We start from the raw sequence: 20,838 nt of genomic DNA on the forward strand, positions 1-20,838 counted from the left end.
GGTCTTGCCCCTCACCGGCATCGCAGGGGAGGAGTGCCATGCGCATCTCGGCCAATCTCGGCTTTCTCTATACCGATCTGCCGCTGCCCGACCGGATCCGCGCCGCGAAACGCGACGGGTTCGACGCGGTGGAATGTCATTTCCCCTATGACACGCCCGTGGCCGAGACGCGCGCCGCGCTGGACGAGACCGGCCTGCCGATGCTGTCGCTGAACACCGCGCCGGGCAGGCCCGGGACGGGCGATTTCGGCCTCGCCGCGCTGCCGGGCCGCGCCGAGGAGGCCCGGGCCGCCGTCGCGCAGGCAGTGGCCTATGGCGCGGCGGTGGGCGCGGGCTGGGTGCATGTCATGGCCGGCAAAAGCGCGGGGGCGGCGGGGGCCGAGGAGGCGTTCCGCGCGACGTTGTCGCTGGCCTGCGATCTGGCCGCCGCGCAGGGCATGGGGGTGCTTATCGAACCGCTCAATCCGCGCGACGTGCCGGGCTATCACCTGAGCACCGTCGAACAGGCGGCCGAGACGATTGCCGCGCTCGGGCGCGACAATCTGAAGATCCTCTTCGATTGTTATCACGTCCAGATCACCCAGGGCGATCTTACCCGGCGTTTCGCCGCGCATCTGCCGCTGATCGGCCATGTGCAGATCGCCGCCGTGCCCGACCGCGGCGATCCGGATCACGGCGAGATCCGCTATGACTGGCTGCTGCCGGCCTTTGCCGAGGCGGGTTATCGCGGCGATGTGGGCGCGGAATACCGCCCGCGCGGCGGTGCGCCCGCCTGGCTGCCGCCTTTGCGCGCGGCGCTCGGGTCAGCGCCCGTCTGAGGGGCCGGGCACGGCCTCGGGCACCAAAGCGCCCGGCGCCTGGATCACCCGTGCCGCCAGCGCCATGGCCTGTCCGGCGGCATCCCGCAGCGGCAGGCCGGTGGCGAGCCCGGCCAGCAGCCCGGCGGCAAAGCTGTCGCCCGCGGCGGTGCTGTCGGTCACCCGCGCCACCGGCCGCGCCGGCACCGCCGCGCTGCCCGCCTCGCGCTGCCACAGCAGCAGATCGCCGCCGCCGCGCTTTACCGCCACCAGATCGGCGCCGTGCCGTCGGTAGCGCGCGACCGTCTCTGCAGGGTCCGTCTCGCCAAAAAGCGTGCGTTCCTCGTCGAAGGAGGGCAGCACGATATCCGCCGTGCGCGCGCCCAGCGTCAGCCCCTCGCGCATCGCTTCGCGGCTCTCCCAGAGCTGCGGGCGCAGGTTGGTGTCGAAGGCGACGATGGCGCCCTTCTTGCGCGCCCGGGCCAGCGCGCCGCAAAAGGGCTCGCGGCTTTTCGGTGGCAGGATCGCCAGGGTGATCGCCGAAAAATAGAGCATCTCGCGCCCCTTCAGCACACCGTCGAGCCAGCCCAGATCCTCGGCCAGAAGCCGTGCCGCCGATTGTCCGCGCCAGTAGGAGAATGCCCGCTCGCCCGCCTCCAGCGAGATCATGTAAAGCCCCACCGTGTGCCCAGGCAGGCGGCGGATGGCGTCGGTGTCGATGCCCTCGCGCTCCATGAAGGCCAGCATCTCGTGGCTGATCGCGTCCTCGCCGACGCAGCTTGCGTAGCCGACCGTCCAGTCGGCGGGCAGCAGCCGGCGCGCGTACCAGGCGGTGTTGAACGTGTCGCCGGCAAAGCCCCGGCGATACAGCCCGTCGCCGGCATCGGACATCTCGACCATACATTCGCCGAGGGCAAGAAAGGCGCTCATGGAATTCTCTCCCTTTGAGGCGGCTCCGGGTCAGGGGGCGGGGGGCAGCAGCTTGCCGGGGTTCAGGATGCCCTGCGGATCGAAGGCCGCCTTGAGACGGCGCATATAGGCCAGGGCGGCGCCGTGTTCGGCCTGCATATAGCCCTGCTTGCCCAGCCCGATGCCGTGTTCGCCGGTGACCGTGCCGCCCAGCCGCAAAGCGGCCTCGGCCAATGCGCCCGAAAAGGCCAGAACGCGGTCGCGCTGCGCCGTGTCGCGCGGGTCGAAGCGCACGCCGCAGTGGAAATTGCCGTCGCCCACATGGCCGACGATCGTGCAGGTCAGCCCGCGCGCGGCGGCCTCGCGTTTGGCCTGCGCAACCGCCTCGGCCAGCCGCGAGATCGGCACGCAGACATCGGTGGAAAAGGTCCGTTTCTCCTTCCCCGGATCCAGCGCCGAGATCGCGCCGAGCGCGCCATGGCGCAGGTTCCACAGCGCGTTGCGGGCCTCGGTCGTGTCCGCATCCTTCCAGCCGCCGGCGCCGGCCTCCCGCGCGATCTCGCGGAACCGCGTCACCTCTTCGCGCACCGCGGCGGGGGCGCCGTGGAACTCCAGAAACAGATGCGGCCGCTCGGGCAGGGCGGTGCCCATGTGCCGGTTGAAGCCGCGCACCATCATCTCGTCCACCAGCTCGATCCGCGCCATCGGCAGCCCGCTCTGGATCGTCAGGATCACGCAATCCACCGCCGCCGCCACATCGTCGAAATGACAGGTGGCCGCCGCGATGGTCTCGGGCTGGCCCTGCAGCTTCAGCGTCAGCTCGGTGATCAGCCCCAGCGTGCCCTCGGAGCCCACCAGAAGATGGGTCAGGTCGTAACCCGCCGAGGATTTGCGCGCCGCGCTGCCGGTGCGGATCACCGACCCGTCGGCCATCACCGCCTCGAGCGCGAGCACGTTCTCGCGCATGGTGCCGTAGCGCACCGCGGTGGTGCCGCTCGCCCGCGTCGCCGCCATGCCGCCGAGGCTGGCATCGGCGCCGGGATCGACCGGAAAGAACAGCCCCGTCGCGCGCAGCGCCGCGTTGAGCTGCATCCGCGTGACCCCGGGCTGCACCACCGCGTTCATGTCTTCGGCATTGACCTGCAACAGCTTGTTCATGCGTGAGAAATCGAGACTGACTCCGCCATGGGCGGCAAGGTGCTGACCTTCGAGAGAGGTGCCGCTGCCGATGGCGGTCACCGCAATTCCGGCGCCGGCGCAGGTGCGCAGGATCTGCGCCACCTCCTCGGTGGTTTCGGGATAGGCGACCGCATCGGGCAGCATCTCGTCGAAATGCGCCTCATTGCCCGCGTTCTGGCGCCGCGCGGCCAGCGAGGTCGCAAAGCGCGGGCCGAGCAGATGGTCGAGAGCCTCGAAGGCGGTCATGTCTCTCTCCGGGGGCGGGGATTGCGCTTGCATTCGGTATATCAGCCGGGGAAGTTGAGGCAAGACGGGCCGCGCGAGGGGGCGGAGGGCCCGGAACCGTTACCGGGAGGGGGCATATGAGCCAGGGCATCGTCATCACCGGCGCGGGCAGCGGCATCGGCCGCGCCACCGCGCGGGCGTTTCTCGAGGCGGGCTGGCGGGTGGCGCTGGTCGGGCGCCGTCAGGCCACGCTGGAGGAGAGTGCGAACGGCGATCCGAACGCGCTGATCCTGCCGTTCGACGTTGCCGACCCGCAGGCGGTCGAGGCCGGATTCGCTCAGGTCGCCGCGCGCTGGGGGCGGCTTGATGCGCTGTTCAACAACGCCGGTGTGTTCCTGAAGGGGGCAACGATCGACGAGATCGCGGTCGAGGACTGGCTGGCGCTCTCCTCGGTCAATATCACCGGCATGTTCCTCTGCGCCCGCGCGGCCTTTGGCCAGATGCGCCGGCAGGCGCCGCAGGGCGGGCGGATCATCAACAACGGCTCGATCTCGGCGCATGTGCCCCGCTGGGGATCGGCGCCCTACACGACCTCGAAACACGCGATCACCGGGCTGACCCGGTCGCTGAGCCTCGACGGGCGCGCCTTCAACATCGCCTGCGGCCAGGTGGATGTGGGCAATGCGCTGACCGACATGGCCGCGCCCATGGCACAGGGCGTGCCGCAGGCCAATGGCGAGATCGCGCCGGAGCCGGTGATGGATGTGGCGCATGTGGCCTCGACCGTGCTGCATATGGCGGGGCTGCCGCTCGACGCGAATGTGCAGTTCGTCACCGTGATGGCGACGGCCATGCCCTATATCGGCCGGGGCTGAGGCGGCGATGTCGTGCCGGCACCCGCGCTGCGGCGGGCCTGCGACCCGGAGCGCGATCCCGTGACGGTGATCCCGGTGCCGGGCGGCGATCCGGGCGATCTTGCCAAAGACATTCCTGCCGCGTGTCCGGTAAAGGCCGGCGCGGCGGATCCGAAGAAGGAGGATTGAGACATGAAACTCTTGCGTGTGGGTGCCCGCGGCGCGGAACGGCCGGCGGTGCTGGATGCGGCGGGGCAGATCCGCGATCTGTCCGGTCTGGTGCCGGATTTTGCCGGGCAGGGGGTGTCGCCCGAGGCGCTGGCGGCGATCCGGGCGCTGGAACTGACGGCGCTGCCGGTGATCGCGCCCGACACGCGGATCGGCGCCTGTCTGGCCTCGGTGCCGAATTTCTTCTGCATCGGGCTGAACTATGCGCGGCACGCCGCCGAAACCGGCGCCGAGCCGCCCACCGAACCGATCCTCTTTTCCAAGGCCAGCTCGGCGCTGTCGGGGCCCTGCGATCCGGTCACGCTGCCTGCGGGCTCGGAGAAATCCGACTGGGAGGTGGAGCTGGGTGTGGTGATCGGGCGGCCCTGTTCCGGCGTCACCGAGGCCGAGGCGCTGGAGTATGTGGCGGGATATTGCACGGTCAACGACCTCTCCGAGCGGGCCTGGCAGATGGAGCATGGCGGCCAGTGGATCAAGGGCAAGTCGGCGCCGGGCTACGGCCCCTGCGGCCCCTGGCTGGTGACGACGGACGAGATCCCCGACCCGCAGGCTTTGCGTCTGTCGCTCGATCTGAACGGCGCGCGGGTGCAGGAGAGCGACACGTCGGACATGATTTTCGGCGTGGCCCAGATCGTGTCTTACATGAGCCGGTTCATGACGCTGATGCCGGGCGATCTGATCGCGACGGGCACGCCGTCGGGCGTGGGGCTGGGCATGAAACCGCCGCGTTTCCTGCGCCCGGGCGATGTGCTGGCGCTGCGTGTGGAGGGGCTTGGAGAGCAGCGCCAGGAGATCGTCGCGGCCGGCTGAGCATGCCGCGGGGGGCTGCCGTTGCGGCGGCGGATCCGGCGATGGCGGGCGGTTTGGAGATAGTGTTCGGGAGGGGGCAAATTCTGCTTGTTTTTCCGGAACGCGATCCTTAGACAGGCCGGCGGAGACGTGGCCGAGTGGTCGAAGGCGCTCCCCTGCTAAGGGAGTAGGCGGGAAACCGTCTCGAGGGTTCGAATCCCTTCGTCTCCGCCACCAAAACCCGTCTTGTTTTGGATATTTACCAAATAAAAACAAAACGGTAGATCGACGCGCTCTGCGCGCAATCCGTCGTTTTGCCTTGTTGTTGTGTGATAGACATTCTTTCTGTGTTTCCGGCAGACCCCGAATGAACCCGAACTTTTCCGAATGGGTCAATGAAACAAGGGCTTTTCAGGAGGTTTGAAAGGTGCTGAGCCTTCGCCAAGGCATGTCTTTCAGTAAACCGCAAAACGGGTCTGAAATGGCGATGTAGAGCGGTTTCAGGGTGGGGCTGGTAAGGGGCGCCATGGAGGCGTCATAGCCAATAAAGCAAGGCGTTTGAAACGGATTTCATGGGCTCTGATGCGCCGCCGCCCAGCATCGGAACATGCAAATGGCGTTGCATGTTGCCGTGGCGCGCTACATGTTCAGAAAAACAATTAATTATCAGCGTCTTGGGTGATGTGATCGGAGCCAGGCCACGCCGCGAAACATGCAACGGGTTTTCGCGGAAGCGCCAGCCCTAAAGTCCTGACAGGTCACCGCTCGAAATTGGTGTATAGACCAGAGCGTCTGGCTCTAGGCTGGCGATGGGCACCTCGCGTTCCAGCACCTTGCCGCCGCCATCGCCCTTGACGTGTTTGTAGCCCCTGGGCGCCCAGAAACAGAAATACCCGGCCTTGAGACGTGCCTCATGCGGTGGCGGACCTGTTCGGCGTTCTTGTCGCAGTGATGCTGGGCAAAGGGTGCTGCGACGAGTTCGAATGTCTTTTGATACGCATCGTCGCCGAACTCAATGGAAGGGCTCTCTAACCGCGCGCCAACCGCGCCGATGGCGCCCCGCAGCTTGATGGCGGCTTCGACAGAGCGTGCGATGCGCGAGATGTCGGCGACGATCACGGCCGGTTCGTGTTTGCGATGCTTGCGCAGCCAGCTCAGAAGCCGCTCCATCTCGGGGCGGTCGGCGATACCGCCGGAGCAGCCTTCTCCGCGAACACGGCTCCGACGGTGTCTGCCTCCGCTCCGGGGAGGGATGTCTAGCGCGCCCCTTGCGGAAGCCCGGCGGAGGGTGGCAGGGAAACGGGCCGGTTGGCGCGCCCGCCGAGCCAGACGCAGAGCAGCACAAGCACCATGCCGGCGGCCTGGACGGGGCCGGGGATCTGACCAAGCACGACCATCCCCAGCAGCACCGCCGTGACCGGGCTCAGAAAGCCCAGCGGCGCGACCGCGTTGGGCCCCAGCCGGGCAATGCCCCGGAACCAGAAGAGATAGCTCACCGCCCCGCCGATCAGCGTCAGCCAGGCGAAGCCGGCGATATTGGCAGCGCTCAGCGCCGGCAGCGGCGGTTCCAGGAGCAGGGCCACGGGCAGCAGCAGCAGTCCGCCGGCGGTCAGTTGCCAGGCGGTGAAGGTGAGCGCGGGCACCGGCGGCTGCCATTTGCGCGTCAGGACCGTTCCCGCCGCCATCGACAGCGCCCCTCCGAGCGCGGCGGCAAGGCCCAGCGGATCGAGCGTGGCCGCTGCCGGGCTGAGCACCAGCAGTCCGACGCCGATCAGCCCGCCGATCCCCGCCAGCACCGCCCCGCGCCGCACCGGCTGGCCGAGCAAGAGACTGGAGAGGCCCAGCACGATCAGCGGCTGTACCGCGCCGACCGTGGCGGCCATGCCGCCGGGCAGGCTGTAGGCCGCCACGAAGAGCAGCCACCAGAACAGCGCGAAATTCAGCACGCCCAGCAGCACGACGCGGGCGATCCAGAGACCCCGGGGCAGGTGCCGTGTGAGCGCAAGCAGGATCAGCCCGGCGGGCAGGGCGCGCAGCATCGCGGCGGTCAGCGGATAGCCTTCGGGCAGCGCTTCGGTGGTGATCAGATAGGTGCTGCCCCAGACTGCGGGTGCTGCCGCCGCAAGGGCAAGATCGGCATGTCGTCTCATGAAACCTCTCCTTGCCTCAGGCGGCCAGCCGCGCGGCGGCGCGCAGTTGCGCGCGCAGGTCGGCCATCGGTCCGTTGACCAGCCGCTGGCCCGTTTCGCGCACGATCACCGAGGGAATGCTGCGGATCTGCAGCGCGCGCGCATGGTGGCGGTCGGCCTCGACCAGCGCGGCGGTGCGCGGATCGGCAAGCCCCTCCCGGAAGGCGGCGGGGGCGAGCCCGATCTCCTGTGCAACCGTTGCCAGCACCTCGGGGGCGGCGATATTGCGCGCCTCGGTCAGATGCGCGCGCTGGAGCGCGTCGAACATGGCCCAATGCGCCGGCTGACCGCCGATGCGCTCTGCCGCCTTGCAGGCCAGCGCGGCCTGTCCGCCATGCGGATAGTCGAAGGCGGCAGCGCGCATGGCGTCGATCCGGATGCCCTCGGGAGTGTCGCTCACCTCGCGGCAGGCGGCCCAATGTCCGAGGATCGTGGCGCGGGCCTGGTCGGGCGTGCCCCAGCGCGCCGTCATTTCGCCGCTGTCGGCCTGCAACACGAAGGTGCGGTGCCGGATCTCGAGGTTGCATTCGGCGGAGAGCCGGCGCAGGCGCGACGAGATGTTGTAGCACCAGCAGCACACCACATCGTGGAAGAAGTCGAGATGAAGCCTTGTCATCATCACGCGGCCTCGGCGCGCTGACCGGCGGTGGCGAGCGCGCGGGCCAGCCGCGCCACATGCGCCCCCTGGAACCGGGCCCCGGCAAGATCGACCTCGGTGGGGGCCAGAGACCCGTCGGCGCCGGCGATGGTGCCCGCGCCATAGGGGGCGCCGCCGATGACGTCGTGTTTCTCGGTCTGGCCCGCGAAGGTGTAGGGCAGCCCCGCGATCACCATGCCGAAATGCATCAGCGGGATGTGGCTGGAGAGCAGCGTCGCCTCGTGACCGCCATGCTGCGAGCCGGTCGAGGCAAAGACCGCGCCGACCTTGCCGACCAGGGCGTTCTGCGCCCAGAGCCCGCCCAGCGTGTCGAAGAACTGCTTCATCTGCGCCGCCATCATGCCAAAGCGCGTGGGCGTGCCGAAGACGATGCCGTCGAACTCGGCAAGCCGGGCCGCGTCGATCACCGGGGTGTCGTCGGCGATGAACCCCGCCGCCGTGCGGATATGCTCGGGAACGGTTTCGGGCACGCGGGCGATCTCGACCTGGCAGCCGGCGACCGTGCGCGCCCCCTCGGCCACGGCCTCGGCCATGCGGCGCACATGGCCGTAGCTCGAATAGTACAGAACCAGAATCTTGGTCATGGGATCCTCTCTTTCATCTCTGTGGATGGTGCGAGGATGGCGCTTGCCGGGCGCCGGATTAAGCGCCCGTTTCGAAGAACAGTCTTTACGTCCGGTTCTCAATCGGTTTCGCCGGGTTTCAGCAGCGCGACAAAGGCGGCAGCGGCGGCATTGGCTTCGAGCCGCGCGCCGGTGACCGCAAAGATCTGGCGGTCCGGCAAGGCGTGATCGGGCAGCACCGGCAGCAGCGTTCCCGCCGCCACCGCCGGGTCGGCGACGAAATCGGGCAGGGTGCCGATCCCCTTGCCGGCGATCAGAAGATCGCGCAGCACCAGAGAATTGCCGACGCTCATGCGCGGGGTCACCGCCACATCCTGCACCGTGCCGCTGCCCCGGTGGCGGAGCTGCCATCTTCGGTGGTGGTCGGCCAGCGTGAACCCCAGCGTCGCGTGATCCGCCAGCGCCTCGGGGCTTTGCGGGGCGCCTGCGCGGTCGAGATAGCGGGGCGCCGCGTAAAGGCGCTGCCCGACCTCTGCGACGGGCCGGGCGAACAGCGTCGAATCCGGCAGCGAGGCCCGGACCCGGATCGACAGATCGAACCCTTGCTCGACCATGTCGATCACATGATCGTCGAAGGACAGGGTGACGGTCAGATCGGGGTGGCGTTCCATGAAGGCGGGCAGCCGCGGCGCGATCACGATCTGACCGTAGGAGCTGGGGGCGTTGACCCGCAGGTGCCCCTGTATCCGGCCGCTGCTGGCACGGATCTCCTCGTCGATTCGCGCCACCCGCCCGAGCAGATCGCGTGCGGCATCGTAATAGGCCAGCCCCTGCGCCGTGGGCGACATGCTGCGGGTGGTCCGCGTCAGCAGGGTGCAGCCAAGGCTTTGTTCCAGCAGCTTGATTTCGCGGCTCAGCAGCGCGCCCGAGACGCCCAGATCTTCGGCGGCGCGGGCAAAGCTGCCGCGCTCGACGATGCGGCAATAGGCGTTCATGACGGAAAACTTGTCCATGGGCCCAGCGATACAGGGTTTCGGCGGCGCTGTCAGCGCGCCGACATTGCGATTGACCCGGTCCGCGCTTTTCTGGCATGCAGAGAGCATGTCCGGTTCCGGGGGTCGCACCCCGGAGGAAAGAGGGAATGCAGTGCGGCGCGGTCTCGCGTCCAAATCTGCAGCTGCCCCCGCAACTGTAAGCGGCGAGCACGGCTGATCATGCCACTGGAGCGATCCGGGAAGGCCAGCCAGAGTGCAACGACCCGCGAGCCAGGAGACCTGCCGGACAGGCGCCTTTGGAAAGGGCGCTTTCCACCGGACGCCGGGGTGCGCGTCTGGCCTTGCGCGCGCCCGAGCCCTTTGCCAAGTCGCGTTTCAGGCTGACCGTCCCCGCTGTCCACAACATCATTGCGCCGGGTGTGGCGCATACGGACAAGGACGAAGAGCCTGATGAAAAAGACCCTGCTCGCCGCAGCGGCGGCTGTCGCGTTTCCCGCGATGGCCTCTGCCCATTTCCTTCTGGAATACACCACCGATACGATGATCGAGGCGCCCGGAGAGGTGCCGGTCAAGCTGATCTTCTGGCACCCGTTCGAAAGCGGCCATGTCATGGATCTGGAGATGCCCGAAGAGTTCTTCGTGATCCACAGGGGCGAAAGGACCGATCTGAAACCCTCGCTGGAGCCGGTGCGCTTTACCGGCACCAGCAACGAGGGCGCGGCCTTCAAGGGGGCGGTGCCGGTCAAGCGCGCGGGCGATTACGTCCTGGTGACGGTGCCCGCGCCCTATTACGAGCCCTCCGAAGAGATCTATATCCAGCAGATCACCAAGAGCTTCCTCAACCGTGGCGAGCTGCCCACCGACTGGATGGAGCCCGCCGGCCTGCCGACCGAGATCCTGCCGCTGATCAAGCCTTACAACGTGCTGGCCGGCTCGACCTTCACCGGTCAGGTACTGTCCGAGGGCGCGCCGGTGGCGGGCGCCGAGATCGAGATCGAATACATGGCGGCCGAGCCCGACATGGACAGCGGGTCCGCAACCGATCCGGTGGTGTCGCCGCCACCGGGCGGGAGCGTGGTCGCGATCTCGGATGCCAATGGCTATTTCACCTTCGGCATTCCGAAACCGGGCTATTGGGGCTTTGCGGCGCTGGGGTCCGGCCCGGTGACCGCGCATGAGGGCAAGGAGCTCAGCCAGGACGCGGTGATCTGGATCCGCGCCTGGGAGCTGGAGTAAGCCGCATGCATATCGTCGATGGCGCCCTGTCGGCCCCCGTGGTGATCGGTGGCACGATCGCCGCGCTGGGGGGCATCGCCCTGGGGCTGCGCGCCCTGCCGTTGGAACGGATTCCGGCGGCGGGCGTGCTTTCCGCCAGCTTCTTCGTGGCCTCGCTGGTGCATGTGCCGGTCGGGCCCTCGTCGGTGCATCTGATCCTCAACGGTCTGGCCGGGCTTGTGCTCGGCTGGGCCGCCTTTCCGGCGCTTTTCGTCGGGCTGCTGTTGCAGGCGGTGTTCTTCGGCTTCGGCGGGCTGACGGTGCTGGGCGTTAACACGCTCAATATCGCGCTGCCCGCGGTGCTAGCCGGGCTGCTCTTCGGGCGGCTGGCCGCCTCGGGCACGCCGCTCGCGGGTGCCGTCTGGGCGGGGATCGGCGGCGCCTTCGCTATCGCGGCCACCACCGTCATGGTGGGGATTTCGCTGAGGCTGTCGGGCGATGCCTTCATTCCGGCGGCCAAGCTGGTGTTTGTCACCCATCTTCCGGTGATGGCCATCGAAGGGGTGCTGACCGGCTTTGCCGTGCTTCTGGCGCGCCGGGTCAAGCCGGAGCTGTTTGCCGCGCTGAAAGGAGCCTCGGCATGAGACCTCTGATCCTTGCAGCCCTGCTTTGCCTCGCGCCGCTGCCGGCGCTGGCGCATAAGGTGATTGCCGCGGTGTTTCCATCGGGCGAAGCCATCGAGGGCGAGATCGGCTTTTCCAGTGGCGATATGGCGGCCCATCAGGAGGTGATCGTGATCGGGCCGGACGGCGCGGAGCTGGGCCGCACGGTGACCGATGAGGACGGGTTCTTCGTCTTCACGCCGGTTCAGCCGGTGGCGCATGTGTTCCGCGCCGATCTCGGGGCGGGCCATGTCGCCGAAGCGGTGATGCCCGCCGGGGAGGTGGCCGCGATCCTCGGCGTCGGAGTACCGGAGGAGGCCGCCCCGGCGGTGCCGACCGCTGCTCAGGGCGCCCCCCTGGCCGCGCTCTCGGGCGAAGAGCGGCAGGCCATCGCCGAGACGGTGCGCAACGAACTGCGGCCGCTGCGCCGCGAGATCGCGGCCTATCGCGAACACAACGATCTTCAGACCATCCTCGGCGGGATCGGCTATATCGCGGGGCTCTTCGGTCTGGGCTTCTACCTTGCGGCGCGCCGCAGGCTGGCGGGCTGAGCCTTGGCGCATGTCTTGTCCCAGGGGCCGGAGGGGCTTGCCGGTCACGGCGGGCCCTCCGGCGCCGGCTGGATCGTGCCGCTCGATCCGCGTGTGCGGATCCTCGGCGCCTGCGTTTACGGGATTGCCGTGGCGGCGCTCTCGGGGCTGGTGGCGCTGTCGGTGGCTCTGGCGCTGTCGCTCGGGCTTCTGGCGCTGTCGCGGCTGCCGCTGCGGCCCACCCTGCGCCGGATGGCGATGATGGACGGGTTCATCTTCTTCATGCTGGCGCTGCTGCCCTTCACGGTGCCGGGCGATCCGGTCTTCACGCTTTGGGGCTTTGCCGCAAGCTGGCAGGGGCTGGGACAGGCGGTAGAGATCGCACTCACGGCCAATGCGGTCATCCTGGCGCTGATGGTGCTGGTCGGTACGCTGGAGCCGGTGACGCTGGGCCATGCGCTCTACCGGCTGCGCTGCCCGGAGCGGCTGGTGCATCTGCTGATGTTCACGCTGCGCTATATCGAGGTGCTGCGCGAGGAATATCTCCGCCTGCGCGCGGCGATGAAGCTGCGCGGGTTCCGGCCCGGCAGCAACTGGCACAGCTACCGCAGTTTTGGCTATCTGCTGGGGATGATTCTGGTGCGGGCCATCGAACGTTCCGAACGTATTCTGGAGGCGATGAAATGCCGGGGCTTCTCCGGGCGCATCGTGCTGCTGCGGGAGTTTGCGCTGTCGCGGCGCGATTGGGTGTTCGGTGCGGCTTTGCTGGGGGCGGTCGCGGGGCTGTTTGTGCTGGAGCGGACATGGCCCTGATCGCGCTGGAGGATCTGCATTTCGCCTATCCCGGCCAGTCGCCGGTGCTGCGCGGCGCCTCGCTGCGGCTGGAGGCGGGGCAGCGCCTGTCGCTCACCGGGCCGAACGGGGCGGGGAAATCCACGCTATTGCGGATGATCCTGGGGTTGCAGCGGCCCGACCGGGGGCGGGTGGTCGCCTTCGGCAAGATGCGGCGGGCCGAGGCGGATTTCCACGAGGTGCGCCGCCGGGCGGGGCTGGTGTTTCAGGATGCGGACGACCAGCTCTTTTGCCCGACGGTGGCCGAGGATGTGGCCTTTGGCCCGCTGAACCTCGGCAAGTCGCGGGCCGAGGCGCTGGAGATCGTCGACCGGGTGCTGGGCGATCTGGAGCTTTTGCATCTGCGCGACCGGATCACGCACAAGCTCTCGGGCGGGGAGAAGCGGCTGGTGACGCTGGCCACGGTGCTGGCGATGGCGCCCGAAGTGCTACTGCTCGACGAGCCGACCAACGCGCTCGACCAGACCAACGAAGCGCGGCTCTTGGAAATCCTACAGGCGCTGCCGCAGGCGATCCTGCTGGTCAGCCACGACCCGGCCTTCCGCGCAAAGCTCGCGCCCGAGGCGCTGGATCTGCGGGACGGGCGGCTGGTGCCGGTGGCGGGGTAAATATTCTCGGGTCAATCCACTCGCCTTTGGCCCGGAATCAAGGCCGAAGGCCGCCGGGCCCAGCGGCGGCCCGTCCGTGCGGGCTGCCGCTTGGGTGACGTTTGCGCATCGCTGAGAGGTCCTTCGGATCTGGTCGGGATAAATCAAGGGATTCTACGCTCTGTGCGGCATCCCACGGGCCGCCGCTGGGCCCGGCTTCTGTTGCGCTTGAGGCATCGCTCCTTTAGCCCCGCCGCAGCAGATAGGTGTCCATGATCCAGCCATGCCGCGTCCGCGCCTCGGCGCGGCGCGCCACGATCCGCTCCGCGACCTGCGCCAGCGGGCCGCTCTCCAGAAGCTGCTCGGCCATACCCAGATAGGCGCCCCACCAGATATGCAGCCCTTCGACGTCGAGCGCCTGAAACGAACAGGCGCCGTCCAGCATCACCACCACCGTCTCGGCGCCCTCAGGCCAGCCTTCATCGCGCAGGCGGCGGCCGGTGGTGATCGTCACCGCGCCGTTCACCGTGTTGAAGGGGATCGCATGCGCCGCCGTCAGCGCCTGCAAGGCAGTGATCCCCGGCACCACGCGCAGCTTCGGGCGCGGCGCCAGCCGCTCGGCAATCCGCAGCGTGCTGTCGTAGAGCCCGGGATCGCCCCAGACCAGCAGCGCCACCGGCCCCTCGGGCGCGTCCGCCAGCGCGGCCTGCCAGCGCCGCGCGATCTCGTCATGCCAGCGCGCCACGCGGTCGCCATAGGGCAGGCGCTCGTCCCGCACCGGCATGTCGAAATGGATCACCCTCGCTGTGGCGCCGGCCTCTGCAAGAATACCCTCGCGCAGATGCGCCAGATCCTCCTTGCCCGCGCCCTTGCGGGGAATGAGCACGACCGCCGCCTCGCGCAGCGCGCGCTGGCCCTCCAGCGTCACATGGGCGGGGTTGCCGGTGCCGATGCCGATCAGCCAGAGCTCAGTCAAACCCCACCCCCAACTCGGCCAGTGGCCCGTAGAGGATGAGCGCCGGCCGGTCGCTGCGCCCGGCGGCGAGCTCATCGGCCAGTGACGCCAGCGTGCTGCGGTGCAGCCGCTGCTCGGGGGTCGAGACCGCCTCGGCGAGCAGCGCCGGCGTGTCGCCCGGCAGGCCGTGTGCCACCAGCTTTTCGACAAGCGCGGGAAAGGTCCGCTTTCCCATGAAGACCACGGTGCAGGCGGTGGGATCGGCGAGCGCCGCGAGGTCGAGATCCTCGGGCAGCGCGCCGCCGGCATCGTGGCCGGTGACGAACTGCACCCGCCGCGCGGTCAGCCGCCGGGTCAGCGGAATGCCCGCGCAGGCGGCGGCGGCCACGGCGGAGGGCACGCCGGGCACGATCTCGTAGGGAATGCCCGCCTCGCGCAGCGCCACCAGCTCCTCTTCCAGCCGCCCGAAAAGCCCGCCATCGCCGGATTTCAGCCGCACCACCCGCTGGCCGGTCTGCGCGTAGTCGACCAGCAGCCGGCTCACATGGTGCTGGCGCGGCGAGGGCCGCCCGGCGCGCTTGCCGACGCCCACCAGATCCGCGCCCTTGCGCGCATGGCTCAGCACCGGGCCCGAGGACAGATCGTCGAACAGCACCGCATCGGCGCGCTTCAGCCGGTCCACCGCCTTCAGCGTCAGAAGCTCCGGGTCGCCGGGGCCGGAGCCCACGAAACTGACGAAACCGCTCATGCCGGCGCCTCCGCGATCAGGTGAAAGAAGGTGCCGCTCACATGGCCCCGGTGCGAGCCGGTCTCGGGCACCGGATTGCCATCCGCATCGGCGACGCGGGCGAGCGGCGCGTCGGGCTGCTCCAGAATGGTCGAGTAATGGAACTCGTGCCCGCGCAGCGCGGCGCCCGGCGCGTGGCCGGGCAGCGGCGCCTCCAGCACCGCCCGGCGATAGCCGAGGTGGAACTTGCGGCGCTCGTAGCTCGTCACCAGCCCCAGCAGCCCGGCCATCTGGTGACGCACGCCTTCCTTGTCGATCAGCGCCGCGCCGAGCGCCATGTAGCCGCCGCATTCGCCATGCACGGGCTTCGTTTCGGCATGGGCGCAAAGCCCGGCGCGGAACCGCTCCGCCGCCGCCAGCTTTCCGGCGTGCAGCTCGGGATAGCCGCCGGGCAGCCAGACCAGATCGGCCTCCGGCGCGGGCGGCGCGTCGGCCAGCGGCGAGAACGGCAGGATCTCGGCCCCCGCCGCGCGCCAGCCTTCGAGCAGATGCGGATAGGTGAAGGAAAACGCCGCGTCCTGCGCCAGTGCGATGCGCTGCGCGGGCGGGCGGGGCAGGGGGGGCGGATCTGCGGGCAGGAGATGCCCGCGTGCGGCGGATCTGAGCGCGCCCAGATCCACATGGGCGCGCAGGAAGGCCGCATAGCCCGCGATGGCGGTTTCCAGATCCGGATGTTCCACCGCCTGGATCAGCCCCAGATGCCGCTCGGGCAGGGTGAGGTCGCCGCGCCTTGGCAGCACGCCCAGCACCGGCAGACCGGCGCGCTCCATCCCCAGCCGGATCAGCCGCTCGTGGCGCGGCGAGGCGACGCGGTTCAGGATCACCCCGGCAAAGGGCAGCTCGCGGTCGTAGCTGGCAAACCCCAGCGCCGTGGCGGCGGCGGATTGCGCCTGACCGCCCACATCCAGCACCAGCACCACCGGCCAGCCCATGCGCCGCGCGGTCTCGGCGCTGCTGCCGAAGCCGCTCTGCCCGCGCGTCGCCACCCCGTCATAAAGCCCCATGGAGCCCTCGGCGATGCAAAGATCCGCGCCCGCCGCCTGCGCCGCGATGGACGAGAGCAGCCCGTCGTCCATCGCCCAGCTATCGAGGTTGAACGAGGCCCGCCCGCTGGCGGCGCGGTGAAAGGCCGGGTCGATGTAATCGGGGCCGGATTTGAAGGGCTGCACGCGCAGCCCGTCCTCGGCCAGCGCCCGCAAAAGCCCCAGCACCACGGTGGTCTTGCCGGTGCCCGAGGAGGGCGCCGAGATCAGCAGACCCGGCATCTCAGCCATTGTTGCGCTCCTCGCCTTCGGGGCGCCAGCCCGACCACGGGCTTTCGGCGCTTTGAGGGCGGTAGCGGCGGTCGTATCCCGCAGCATAGAGGCAGCTTTCGGCAAAGCCCTCGCCGGCAAGCGCCGGCCCCACGAGGATCAGCGCGGTGCGCGAGATGCCCTCGCCGAGCGCCGCCTCGATATCGCCGAGCGTGCCCCGGACGATGCGCTCGTCGGGCCAGCTCGCGCGGTAGACCACGGCGACGGGGCAATCCGCGCCATAGGCGGGAGAGAGGTCGGCAACCACGCGGGAAAGGTTCTGGATCGAGAGGTGAATGGCCAGCGTCGCGCCGGTGGCGGCGAAATTGCTCAGCGTCTCGCCCTCGGGCATGGAGGAGGCGCGGCCCGGCGTGCGGGTGAGCACCACCGACTGCGCCAGGCCCGGCAGGGTCAGCTCGGTGCCGAGCGCGGCGGCGGCGGCGGCGAAGGCGGGCACGCCGGGGGTGACGGAGACCGGGATGCCCAGCGCGCGCAGCCGCCGCATCTGTTCGCCCATCGCCGACCAGACCGAGAGATCGCCGGAATGCAGCCGCGCCACGTCCTGCCCCTTGTCATGCGCGGTGCGGATCTCGTCGATGATTGCGTCGAGATCCATCGGCGCGGTGTTCACGATCCGCGCGCCCTCGGGGCAATGCGCCAGGATCGCCTCGGGCACCAGCGAGCCGGCATAGAGGCAGACCGGGCAGGCGGCGATGATGTCGCGGCCGCGTAGGGTCAGCAGGTCGGGGGCGCCGGGGCCGGCGCCGATGAAATGAACGGTCATGTGGTCTCTCCCCAGGCCAGCGCGCAGGTGGCCAGACGGTCTTTGGAAATTGCCCGCGCGCCGAGGAGCCGGGCCTGCGGTCCGGCGGCGGCGAGGGCGGCGGCTTCGGCCACCGACCCGGTGCCGCGCGCGGTTTGCGACGCGGCGGAGCGGGTGAGGGTGGCCTGATGTGTCAGGTGTTGCGGCGGCACCGGCACAACCGGCAGGCCGAACGATTGCGCAAAGGCGCGGAAGGCGGGGCTTTCGGCCTTGTCGGCGGCAGTGGCGATGCGGGTCGCGGTGTTGCCCGCGCGCGCGAGGTCATAGGCGTCGCGCAGGCTCTCCGGCGTGGCCGCGCCGCGAAATCCGAACCCCGCCACGATCACAGCACCACGCTCCATTGCACGATGGGATAGCTCGCCCGCCAACCCCGGCGCGGGCCGATGGCAGCGGGTTCCGACAGCTCGATGCGCAGCAGGTCGCCCCCCAGCCGGGCCTGCGCGCTTGTGAGCAGCGCCTCGGTCTCCAGCGTCACCGCGTTGGCGACGAGGCGGGTGCCGTGGGGCAGGTGGGTCTCCAGCCAGCCCAGCAGTGCCGTGTCGAGCCCGCCGCCGACAAAGACGGCATCCGGCGGGGCGAGCCCGTCGAGCGCGTCGGGGGCTGCGCCGGTCACGACGTGCAACCGGTCCATGCCCAGCCGGCAGGCATTGGCGCGGATGCGGTCGGCGCGCTCGGCGCGGGGCTCAATGGCGGTGGCGGCGAGCGTCGGATGCGCCAGCAGCCACTCGATCCCGATGGAGCCCGAGCCGCCGCCAATGTCCCAGAGATGCTCATAAGGACGGGGCGCCAGCGCCGAGAGGGTCAGCGCGCGCACCGGGCGCTTGGTGATCTGCCCGTCGCTTTCGAACCAGTCATCCGCCCGCCCACTGGCCAGCGGCAGGGCAGGCCCGCCCGCAAGCTCCAGCGCGGCGCAGACCGGATGCGCGAAATCCGCCTCGGGCAGCGCGTCGGCGCGTGCCCGTGTGATGCGCTCGCGCGGGCCTCCCAACGCCTCCAGCACGGTCAGGCGGCTCTCTCCGAACCCGGTTTCGCAGAGATAACCCGCCAGCGCCGTCACCGCTTCGCCGTCGCGCAGCAGCACGATCAGCCGTGCCCCCGTCGCCAGATGCGGGCGGAGCCGGGTGAGCGGCGCCGCGTGCAATCCGAAACAGCCGGTGGTTTCCAGCGGCCAACCGAGGCGGCTTGCGGCGAGGGCAAAGGTGGAGATCCCGGGCAAGGCGCGCCATTCCTCCGGCGCCAGATGCCGCGCCAGCACAGCGCCCGCGCCGAACCAGAACGGATCGCCCGAGGCCAGCACGACCACATGCCGCCCGCGCAGCGCCAGCAGCCGTTCGAGGCCATCGGCGAAGGGCACCGGCCATGCCATCCGCTCCGCCGCGAGATCGGGGAGCAGCGCATGGTGGCGGGGCGGGCCCATGACCACCTCTGCCGCCTCCAGCGCCGACCGGCTTGCAGAGCAGAGCCCCGCCGGTCCATCCTCGCCCAGACCGATGATCGTCACCCAGGGGTCTTCAGCCATGGCGCCCAATCTCCTCGTTCTCGGCGGCACGACCGAAGCCACCGCGCTCTGCCGCCGCCTTGCCGATGCCGGCATCGCCGGAACCGTGTCGCTGGCCGGCCGGGTCGAGCGCCCGCGTCCGCAGCCGCTGCCGCAGCGGGTGGGCGGGTTCGGCGGCGCCGAGGGGCTGGCGGCGTATCTGCGCGCGCAGAAGATCACCCATGTGGTCGATGCCACCCATCCCTTTGCCGCCCGGATGAGCGCCAATGCGGTGGCGGGCTGCGCTTTGGCCGGCGTGCCGCTCATCGCGCTCACCCGCGCGCCATGGCAGGCGGGGCCGGGCGACGACTGGCGCCATGTGTCCGACATCGCGGGCGCCGTCGCGGCGCTTGCCGGCGCGTCGGCGCGGGTGTTTCTGGCGGTGGGGCGGCAGCATCTGGCGGCCTTTGCCGCCGCGCCGCAGCACCATTACCTGCTGCGCCTCGTCGATCCGCCCGCAGAGCCGCTGCCCTTGCCGCACCATCGGGTTGTCGTGGATCGCGGCCCCTTCACCGAGGCGGGCGACCTCGCGCTGATGCGGGCGCACGGGACCGAACTGGTGGTCTCGAAAAACTCGGGCGGCAGCGGTGCCAGAGCCAAGCTCGCGGCGGCGCGGGCGCTGGGGCTGCCGGTGATCATGATCGACCGGCCCTCGCTGCCCGCGCGGCGCGAGACCCACGAGATCGCCACGGTTCTGGACTGGATCGGACATCATCCCGCCGATCTGGGAGTGTAGACGAAGGGCGCGCCGTCGCGGGCGATGATCCGCGTGGCCGAGGAGCCGACGATCACCATTGTGCGCATGTCGGCCATCTCCGGATGGCACTCGGGCAGGGGGACGACGCGGATCTCTTCCTCGGGCGTCGAGACGGCGCGGGCGAAGATCACCGGGCGGGCATCGCCGCAGGTCTCGGTCAGCAGCGACAGCACGCGGGCAAAGCCCTCGGGCCGCGCCTTCGAACGCGGGTTGTAGAAGGCCATGGCGAAATCCGCCTCGACGGCAAGGCGCAGGCGTTTCTCGATCAGATCCCAGGGTTTGAGGTTGTCGCTGAGATTGATCGCGCAGAAATCATGCCCCAGCGGCGCCCCCGCCCGCGCCGCCGCCGCCAGCATCGCGGTGATGCCCGGCAGCACGCGGATGTCGAGATCGCGCCAGCGCTGCGGCCCGGCCTCGACCGCCTCGAAAAGCGCCGAGGCCATGGCAAAGACGCCGGGGTCGCCGGAGGATACCACGACCACGCGCCGCCCGGCCTCGGCCAGTTCCAGCGCGTGGCGGGCGCGGTCGAGCTCCACCCGGTTGTCGGAGGCGTGTTTCACCAGCCCCGGACGCTCGGCCACCCGCGCCACATAGGGGATATAGCCCACCACATCGGTGGCATCGTCGAGCGCGGCCTGCACCTCGGGGGTGATTTGCGCCCCGGCGCCGGGGCCGAGCCCGGCGATGACGACAGAGCCGCTCATGGCCGCCGCCCCTGTCCATGCACCACGACGATGGAGAAATAGGGGGCGGTCTCTGCCTCGGTCTCGCAAAACCGCTGCACCGTCTGCTGCGGCATGGAGGCGTATTCGACCAGCCAGGCGGCGTCGTATTTACCGGCGGCTTGCAGCGCCCGGCGCACCTTGCCGAGATTCTGCCCCACCTTCATCACCACCAGCGCATCGGCCTGCGCCATATGGGTGGAGAGCGCCTCTTCGGGCAGGGTGCCCATCACCACCGACAGCACGTCGTCGCCCCAGGTGACCGGCAGGCCCGTGGCGGTCCAGGCCGCCGACATGCCGGTGATCGCGGGCACCACGCGGACCGGCACGACCGGTTTCAGCCGCGTATAGAGATGCATGAAGGAGCCATAGAAGAACGGATCGCCCTCGCAGAGCACCACCACATCCTCGCCCGCCTCGGCGAGCCTGCGCAGCCGGGTGGTGCAATCGGCGTAAAACCCCGAGAGCGCCGCGACATAGCGCGGATCGGAAAAGGGGATCTCGGTCGTCATGGGATAGTCCATCGGCACTTCCGAGACGGTGCCGGACAGCATGCCGTCGACGATCTGGCGCGCCCGGCCCCTGCGCCCGGCCTTGCGGAAATAGGCCAGGTGCCGCGCGCCCCGGATCAGCCGGTCGGCACGCACGCTCATCAGATCCGGATCGCCGGGGCCGAGGCCGACCCCCCAGACCGTGCCATGGACGCGGGTGCCGGTCTCTGCGGACATTTCCT

23 protein-coding genes, 1 tRNA gene, 1 pseudogene and 1 riboswitch are annotated in these 20,838 nt (G+C 69.7%); of the genes and pseudogenes, 10 read left to right on the forward strand and 15 right to left on the reverse strand.

Annotation, left to right across the window (positions count from 1 at the left end; genetic code table 11):
* Nucleotides 1-38: 38 nt before the first annotated feature.
* Nucleotides 39-818: a hydroxypyruvate isomerase family protein gene (locus M4578_RS03375; RefSeq protein WP_258092037.1), complete on the forward strand. Its 780-nt coding sequence runs from the start codon at nt 39-41 to the stop codon at nt 816-818.
* Here M4578_RS03375 and M4578_RS03380 read toward each other — a convergent pair.
* Both M4578_RS03380 and M4578_RS03385 read right to left on the reverse strand, forming a co-directional pair.
* Nucleotides 804-1,727, reverse strand: coding sequence for a sugar kinase (locus tag M4578_RS03380; RefSeq protein ID WP_258092038.1), 924 nt, complete (start codon nt 1,725-1,727; stop codon nt 804-806). The genes M4578_RS03375 and M4578_RS03380 overlap by 15 nt on opposite strands.
* A 30-nt stretch (nt 1,728-1,757) precedes the next feature.
* Nucleotides 1,758-3,131, reverse strand: a complete 1,374-nt coding sequence (locus M4578_RS03385) for an FAD-binding oxidoreductase (RefSeq protein WP_258092039.1) — start codon at nt 3,129-3,131, stop codon at nt 1,758-1,760.
* Nucleotides 3,132-3,247: 116 nt separating this feature from the next.
* On the opposite strand from M4578_RS03385, the gene M4578_RS03390 reads away from it, so the two are divergent.
* The 3 genes from M4578_RS03390 to M4578_RS03400 all read left to right on the forward strand — a co-directional run bounded on the left by M4578_RS03390 (nt 3,248) and on the right by M4578_RS03400 (nt 5,215).
* Entirely contained in the window at nt 3,248-3,985 is a 738-nt protein-coding gene (locus M4578_RS03390) for an SDR family oxidoreductase (RefSeq protein WP_258092040.1), read from the forward strand.
* A gap of 171 nt (nt 3,986-4,156) precedes the next feature.
* Nucleotides 4,157-5,002, forward strand: a complete 846-nt coding sequence (locus M4578_RS03395; RefSeq protein ID WP_258092041.1) for a fumarylacetoacetate hydrolase family protein — start codon at nt 4,157-4,159, stop codon at nt 5,000-5,002.
* A 123-nt stretch (nt 5,003-5,125) separates the two neighbouring features.
* Nucleotides 5,126-5,215 (forward strand) — tRNA-Ser (locus tag M4578_RS03400).
* A gap of 564 nt (nt 5,216-5,779) precedes the next feature.
* Here M4578_RS03400 and M4578_RS03405 read toward each other — a convergent pair.
* From M4578_RS03405 to M4578_RS03425, 5 genes are all read right to left on the reverse strand, one after another.
* Nucleotides 5,780-6,316 (reverse strand): recombinase family protein, encoded by a 537-nt coding sequence (locus M4578_RS03405; protein WP_258092530.1) that lies wholly within the window; start codon nt 6,314-6,316, stop codon nt 5,780-5,782.
* Complete coding sequence (locus M4578_RS03410) at nt 6,238-7,131, reverse strand: DMT family transporter (RefSeq protein ID WP_258092042.1); 894 nt, start codon at nt 7,129-7,131, stop codon at nt 6,238-6,240. The genes M4578_RS03405 and M4578_RS03410 overlap by 79 nt, the downstream gene beginning before the upstream one ends.
* A gap of 16 nt (nt 7,132-7,147) precedes the next feature.
* Nucleotides 7,148-7,789, reverse strand: coding sequence for a DsbA family oxidoreductase (locus tag M4578_RS03415; RefSeq protein ID WP_258092043.1), 642 nt, complete (start codon nt 7,787-7,789; stop codon nt 7,148-7,150).
* Nucleotides 7,789-8,412, reverse strand: coding sequence for an NAD(P)H:quinone oxidoreductase (wrbA, locus tag M4578_RS03420; protein ID WP_258092044.1), 624 nt, complete (start codon nt 8,410-8,412; stop codon nt 7,789-7,791). The genes M4578_RS03415 and wrbA overlap by 1 nt, the downstream gene beginning before the upstream one ends.
* A 98-nt stretch (nt 8,413-8,510) precedes the next feature.
* The gene (locus M4578_RS03425) at nt 8,511-9,404 is read right to left on the reverse strand and encodes a LysR family transcriptional regulator (protein ID WP_258092045.1); all 894 of its coding nucleotides are present in this window, start codon (nt 9,402-9,404) and stop codon (nt 8,511-8,513) included.
* A gap of 76 nt (nt 9,405-9,480) precedes the next feature.
* Nucleotides 9,481-9,687: riboswitch (cobalamin riboswitch) on the forward strand.
* A 149-nt stretch (nt 9,688-9,836) separates the two neighbouring features.
* Between M4578_RS03425 and M4578_RS03430 the strand changes: the two genes are divergently transcribed.
* The 5 genes and pseudogenes from M4578_RS03430 to M4578_RS03450 all read left to right on the forward strand — a co-directional run.
* Nucleotides 9,837-10,622, forward strand: a complete 786-nt coding sequence (locus M4578_RS03430; RefSeq protein WP_258092046.1) for a DUF4198 domain-containing protein — start codon at nt 9,837-9,839, stop codon at nt 10,620-10,622.
* A 5-nt stretch (nt 10,623-10,627) separates the two neighbouring features.
* The gene (cbiM, locus tag M4578_RS03435; protein ID WP_258092047.1) at nt 10,628-11,245 is read left to right on the forward strand and encodes a cobalt transporter CbiM; all 618 of its coding nucleotides are present in this window, start codon (nt 10,628-10,630) and stop codon (nt 11,243-11,245) included.
* Nucleotides 11,242-11,814, forward strand: a complete 573-nt coding sequence (locus M4578_RS03440) for a cobalt ABC transporter permease (RefSeq protein WP_258092048.1) — start codon at nt 11,242-11,244, stop codon at nt 11,812-11,814. The genes cbiM and M4578_RS03440 overlap by 4 nt, the downstream gene beginning before the upstream one ends.
* 15 nt (nt 11,815-11,829) lie before the next feature.
* A complete protein-coding gene (gene cbiQ, locus M4578_RS03445) occupies nt 11,830-12,606 on the forward strand; it encodes a cobalt ECF transporter T component CbiQ (RefSeq protein WP_274705543.1) in 777 nt (258 codons plus the stop codon).
* 59 nt (nt 12,607-12,665) lie between these two features.
* Nucleotides 12,666-13,253 (forward strand): annotated as a pseudogene (locus M4578_RS03450) (energy-coupling factor ABC transporter ATP-binding protein); the annotation flags it as partial.
* A gap of 223 nt (nt 13,254-13,476) precedes the next feature.
* Here the strand turns inward: M4578_RS03450 and cobF are convergent.
* Genes cobF through cbiE form a run of 6 tightly spaced genes read right to left on the reverse strand, consistent with a single transcriptional unit; the run spans nt 13,477 to nt 18,608 of the window.
* On the reverse strand, nt 13,477-14,208 hold the full coding sequence (gene cobF, locus M4578_RS03455; protein WP_258092050.1) for a precorrin-6A synthase (deacetylating): 732 nt from the start codon (nt 14,206-14,208) through the stop codon (nt 13,477-13,479).
* A complete protein-coding gene (gene cobA / locus M4578_RS03460) occupies nt 14,201-14,935 on the reverse strand; it encodes a uroporphyrinogen-III C-methyltransferase (RefSeq protein ID WP_258092051.1) in 735 nt (244 codons plus the stop codon). Before cobA ends, cobF begins: the two co-directional genes overlap by 8 nt.
* Nucleotides 14,932-16,248, reverse strand: a complete 1,317-nt coding sequence (locus tag M4578_RS03465) for a cobyrinic acid a,c-diamide synthase CobB (RefSeq protein WP_258092052.1) — start codon at nt 16,246-16,248, stop codon at nt 14,932-14,934. The genes cobA and M4578_RS03465 overlap by 4 nt, the downstream gene beginning before the upstream one ends.
* Complete coding sequence (cobM, locus tag M4578_RS03470) at nt 16,241-17,050, reverse strand: precorrin-4 C(11)-methyltransferase (protein ID WP_258092053.1); 810 nt, start codon at nt 17,048-17,050, stop codon at nt 16,241-16,243. The genes M4578_RS03465 and cobM overlap by 8 nt, the downstream gene beginning before the upstream one ends.
* Complete coding sequence (locus M4578_RS03475) at nt 17,047-17,415, reverse strand: cobalamin biosynthesis protein (protein ID WP_258092532.1); 369 nt, start codon at nt 17,413-17,415, stop codon at nt 17,047-17,049. Before M4578_RS03475 ends, cobM begins: the two co-directional genes overlap by 4 nt.
* Nucleotides 17,412-18,608, reverse strand: a complete 1,197-nt coding sequence (cbiE, locus tag M4578_RS03480; protein ID WP_258092054.1) for a precorrin-6y C5,15-methyltransferase (decarboxylating) subunit CbiE — start codon at nt 18,606-18,608, stop codon at nt 17,412-17,414. Before cbiE ends, M4578_RS03475 begins: the two co-directional genes overlap by 4 nt.
* Here cbiE and M4578_RS03485 point away from each other — a divergent pair.
* Nucleotides 18,607-19,362, forward strand: coding sequence for a cobalt-precorrin-6A reductase (locus M4578_RS03485; protein ID WP_258092055.1), 756 nt, complete (start codon nt 18,607-18,609; stop codon nt 19,360-19,362). The two genes, cbiE and M4578_RS03485, sit on opposite strands and share 2 nt — an antisense overlap.
* Here the strand turns inward: M4578_RS03485 and cobJ are convergent.
* Both cobJ and cobI read right to left on the reverse strand, forming a co-directional pair.
* Nucleotides 19,338-20,087: a precorrin-3B C(17)-methyltransferase gene (gene cobJ, locus M4578_RS03490; RefSeq protein WP_258092056.1), complete on the reverse strand. Its 750-nt coding sequence runs from the start codon at nt 20,085-20,087 to the stop codon at nt 19,338-19,340. The two genes, M4578_RS03485 and cobJ, sit on opposite strands and share 25 nt — an antisense overlap.
* Nucleotides 20,084-20,833 carry a precorrin-2 C(20)-methyltransferase gene (gene cobI, locus M4578_RS03495; RefSeq protein ID WP_258092057.1) on the reverse strand — a complete coding sequence of 250 codons (750 nt, stop codon included), beginning with the start codon at nt 20,831-20,833 and terminating at the stop codon, nt 20,084-20,086. The genes cobJ and cobI overlap by 4 nt, the downstream gene beginning before the upstream one ends.
* Nucleotides 20,834-20,838: the final 5 nt, after the last annotated feature.

It is taken from the genome of Salipiger pentaromativorans (assembly GCF_024721115.1).
In the GTDB taxonomy this organism is placed as follows: Bacteria; Pseudomonadota; Alphaproteobacteria; order Rhodobacterales; family Rhodobacteraceae; genus Salipiger; species Salipiger pentaromativorans.

Coding starts and splice junctions, on each gene's coding strand:
- M4578_RS03485 (WP_258092055.1), top strand. CDS start 18,607: ATGGCGCCCAATCTCCTCGTTCTCGGCGGCACGACCGAAGCCACCGCG.
- M4578_RS03415 (WP_258092043.1), bottom strand. CDS start 7,789: ATGATGACAAGGCTTCATCTCGACTTCTTCCACGATGTGGTGTGCTGC.
- M4578_RS03390 (WP_258092040.1), top strand. CDS start 3,248: ATGAGCCAGGGCATCGTCATCACCGGCGCGGGCAGCGGCATCGGCCGC.
- M4578_RS03385 (WP_258092039.1), bottom strand. CDS start 3,131: ATGACCGCCTTCGAGGCTCTCGACCATCTGCTCGGCCCGCGCTTTGCG.
- cbiE (WP_258092054.1), bottom strand. CDS start 18,608: ATGGCTGAAGACCCCTGGGTGACGATCATCGGTCTGGGCGAGGATGGA.
- M4578_RS03430 (WP_258092046.1), top strand. CDS start 9,837: ATGAAAAAGACCCTGCTCGCCGCAGCGGCGGCTGTCGCGTTTCCCGCG.
- cobI (WP_258092057.1), bottom strand. CDS start 20,833: ATGTCCGCAGAGACCGGCACCCGCGTCCATGGCACGGTCTGGGGGGTC.
- M4578_RS03465 (WP_258092052.1), bottom strand. CDS start 16,248: ATGGCTGAGATGCCGGGTCTGCTGATCTCGGCGCCCTCCTCGGGCACC.
- cobJ (WP_258092056.1), bottom strand. CDS start 20,087: ATGAGCGGCTCTGTCGTCATCGCCGGGCTCGGCCCCGGCGCCGGGGCG.
- M4578_RS03375 (WP_258092037.1), top strand. CDS start 39: ATGCGCATCTCGGCCAATCTCGGCTTTCTCTATACCGATCTGCCGCTG.
- M4578_RS03380 (WP_258092038.1), bottom strand. CDS start 1,727: ATGAGCGCCTTTCTTGCCCTCGGCGAATGTATGGTCGAGATGTCCGAT.
- cobM (WP_258092053.1), bottom strand. CDS start 17,050: ATGACCGTTCATTTCATCGGCGCCGGCCCCGGCGCCCCCGACCTGCTG.
- wrbA (WP_258092044.1), bottom strand. CDS start 8,412: ATGACCAAGATTCTGGTTCTGTACTATTCGAGCTACGGCCATGTGCGC.
- M4578_RS03425 (WP_258092045.1), bottom strand. CDS start 9,404: ATGGACAAGTTTTCCGTCATGAACGCCTATTGCCGCATCGTCGAGCGC.
- M4578_RS03410 (WP_258092042.1), bottom strand. CDS start 7,131: ATGAGACGACATGCCGATCTTGCCCTTGCGGCGGCAGCACCCGCAGTC.
- M4578_RS03395 (WP_258092041.1), top strand. CDS start 4,157: ATGAAACTCTTGCGTGTGGGTGCCCGCGGCGCGGAACGGCCGGCGGTG.
- cobA (WP_258092051.1), bottom strand. CDS start 14,935: ATGAGCGGTTTCGTCAGTTTCGTGGGCTCCGGCCCCGGCGACCCGGAG.
- M4578_RS03440 (WP_258092048.1), top strand. CDS start 11,242: ATGAGACCTCTGATCCTTGCAGCCCTGCTTTGCCTCGCGCCGCTGCCG.
- cbiM (WP_258092047.1), top strand. CDS start 10,628: ATGCATATCGTCGATGGCGCCCTGTCGGCCCCCGTGGTGATCGGTGGC.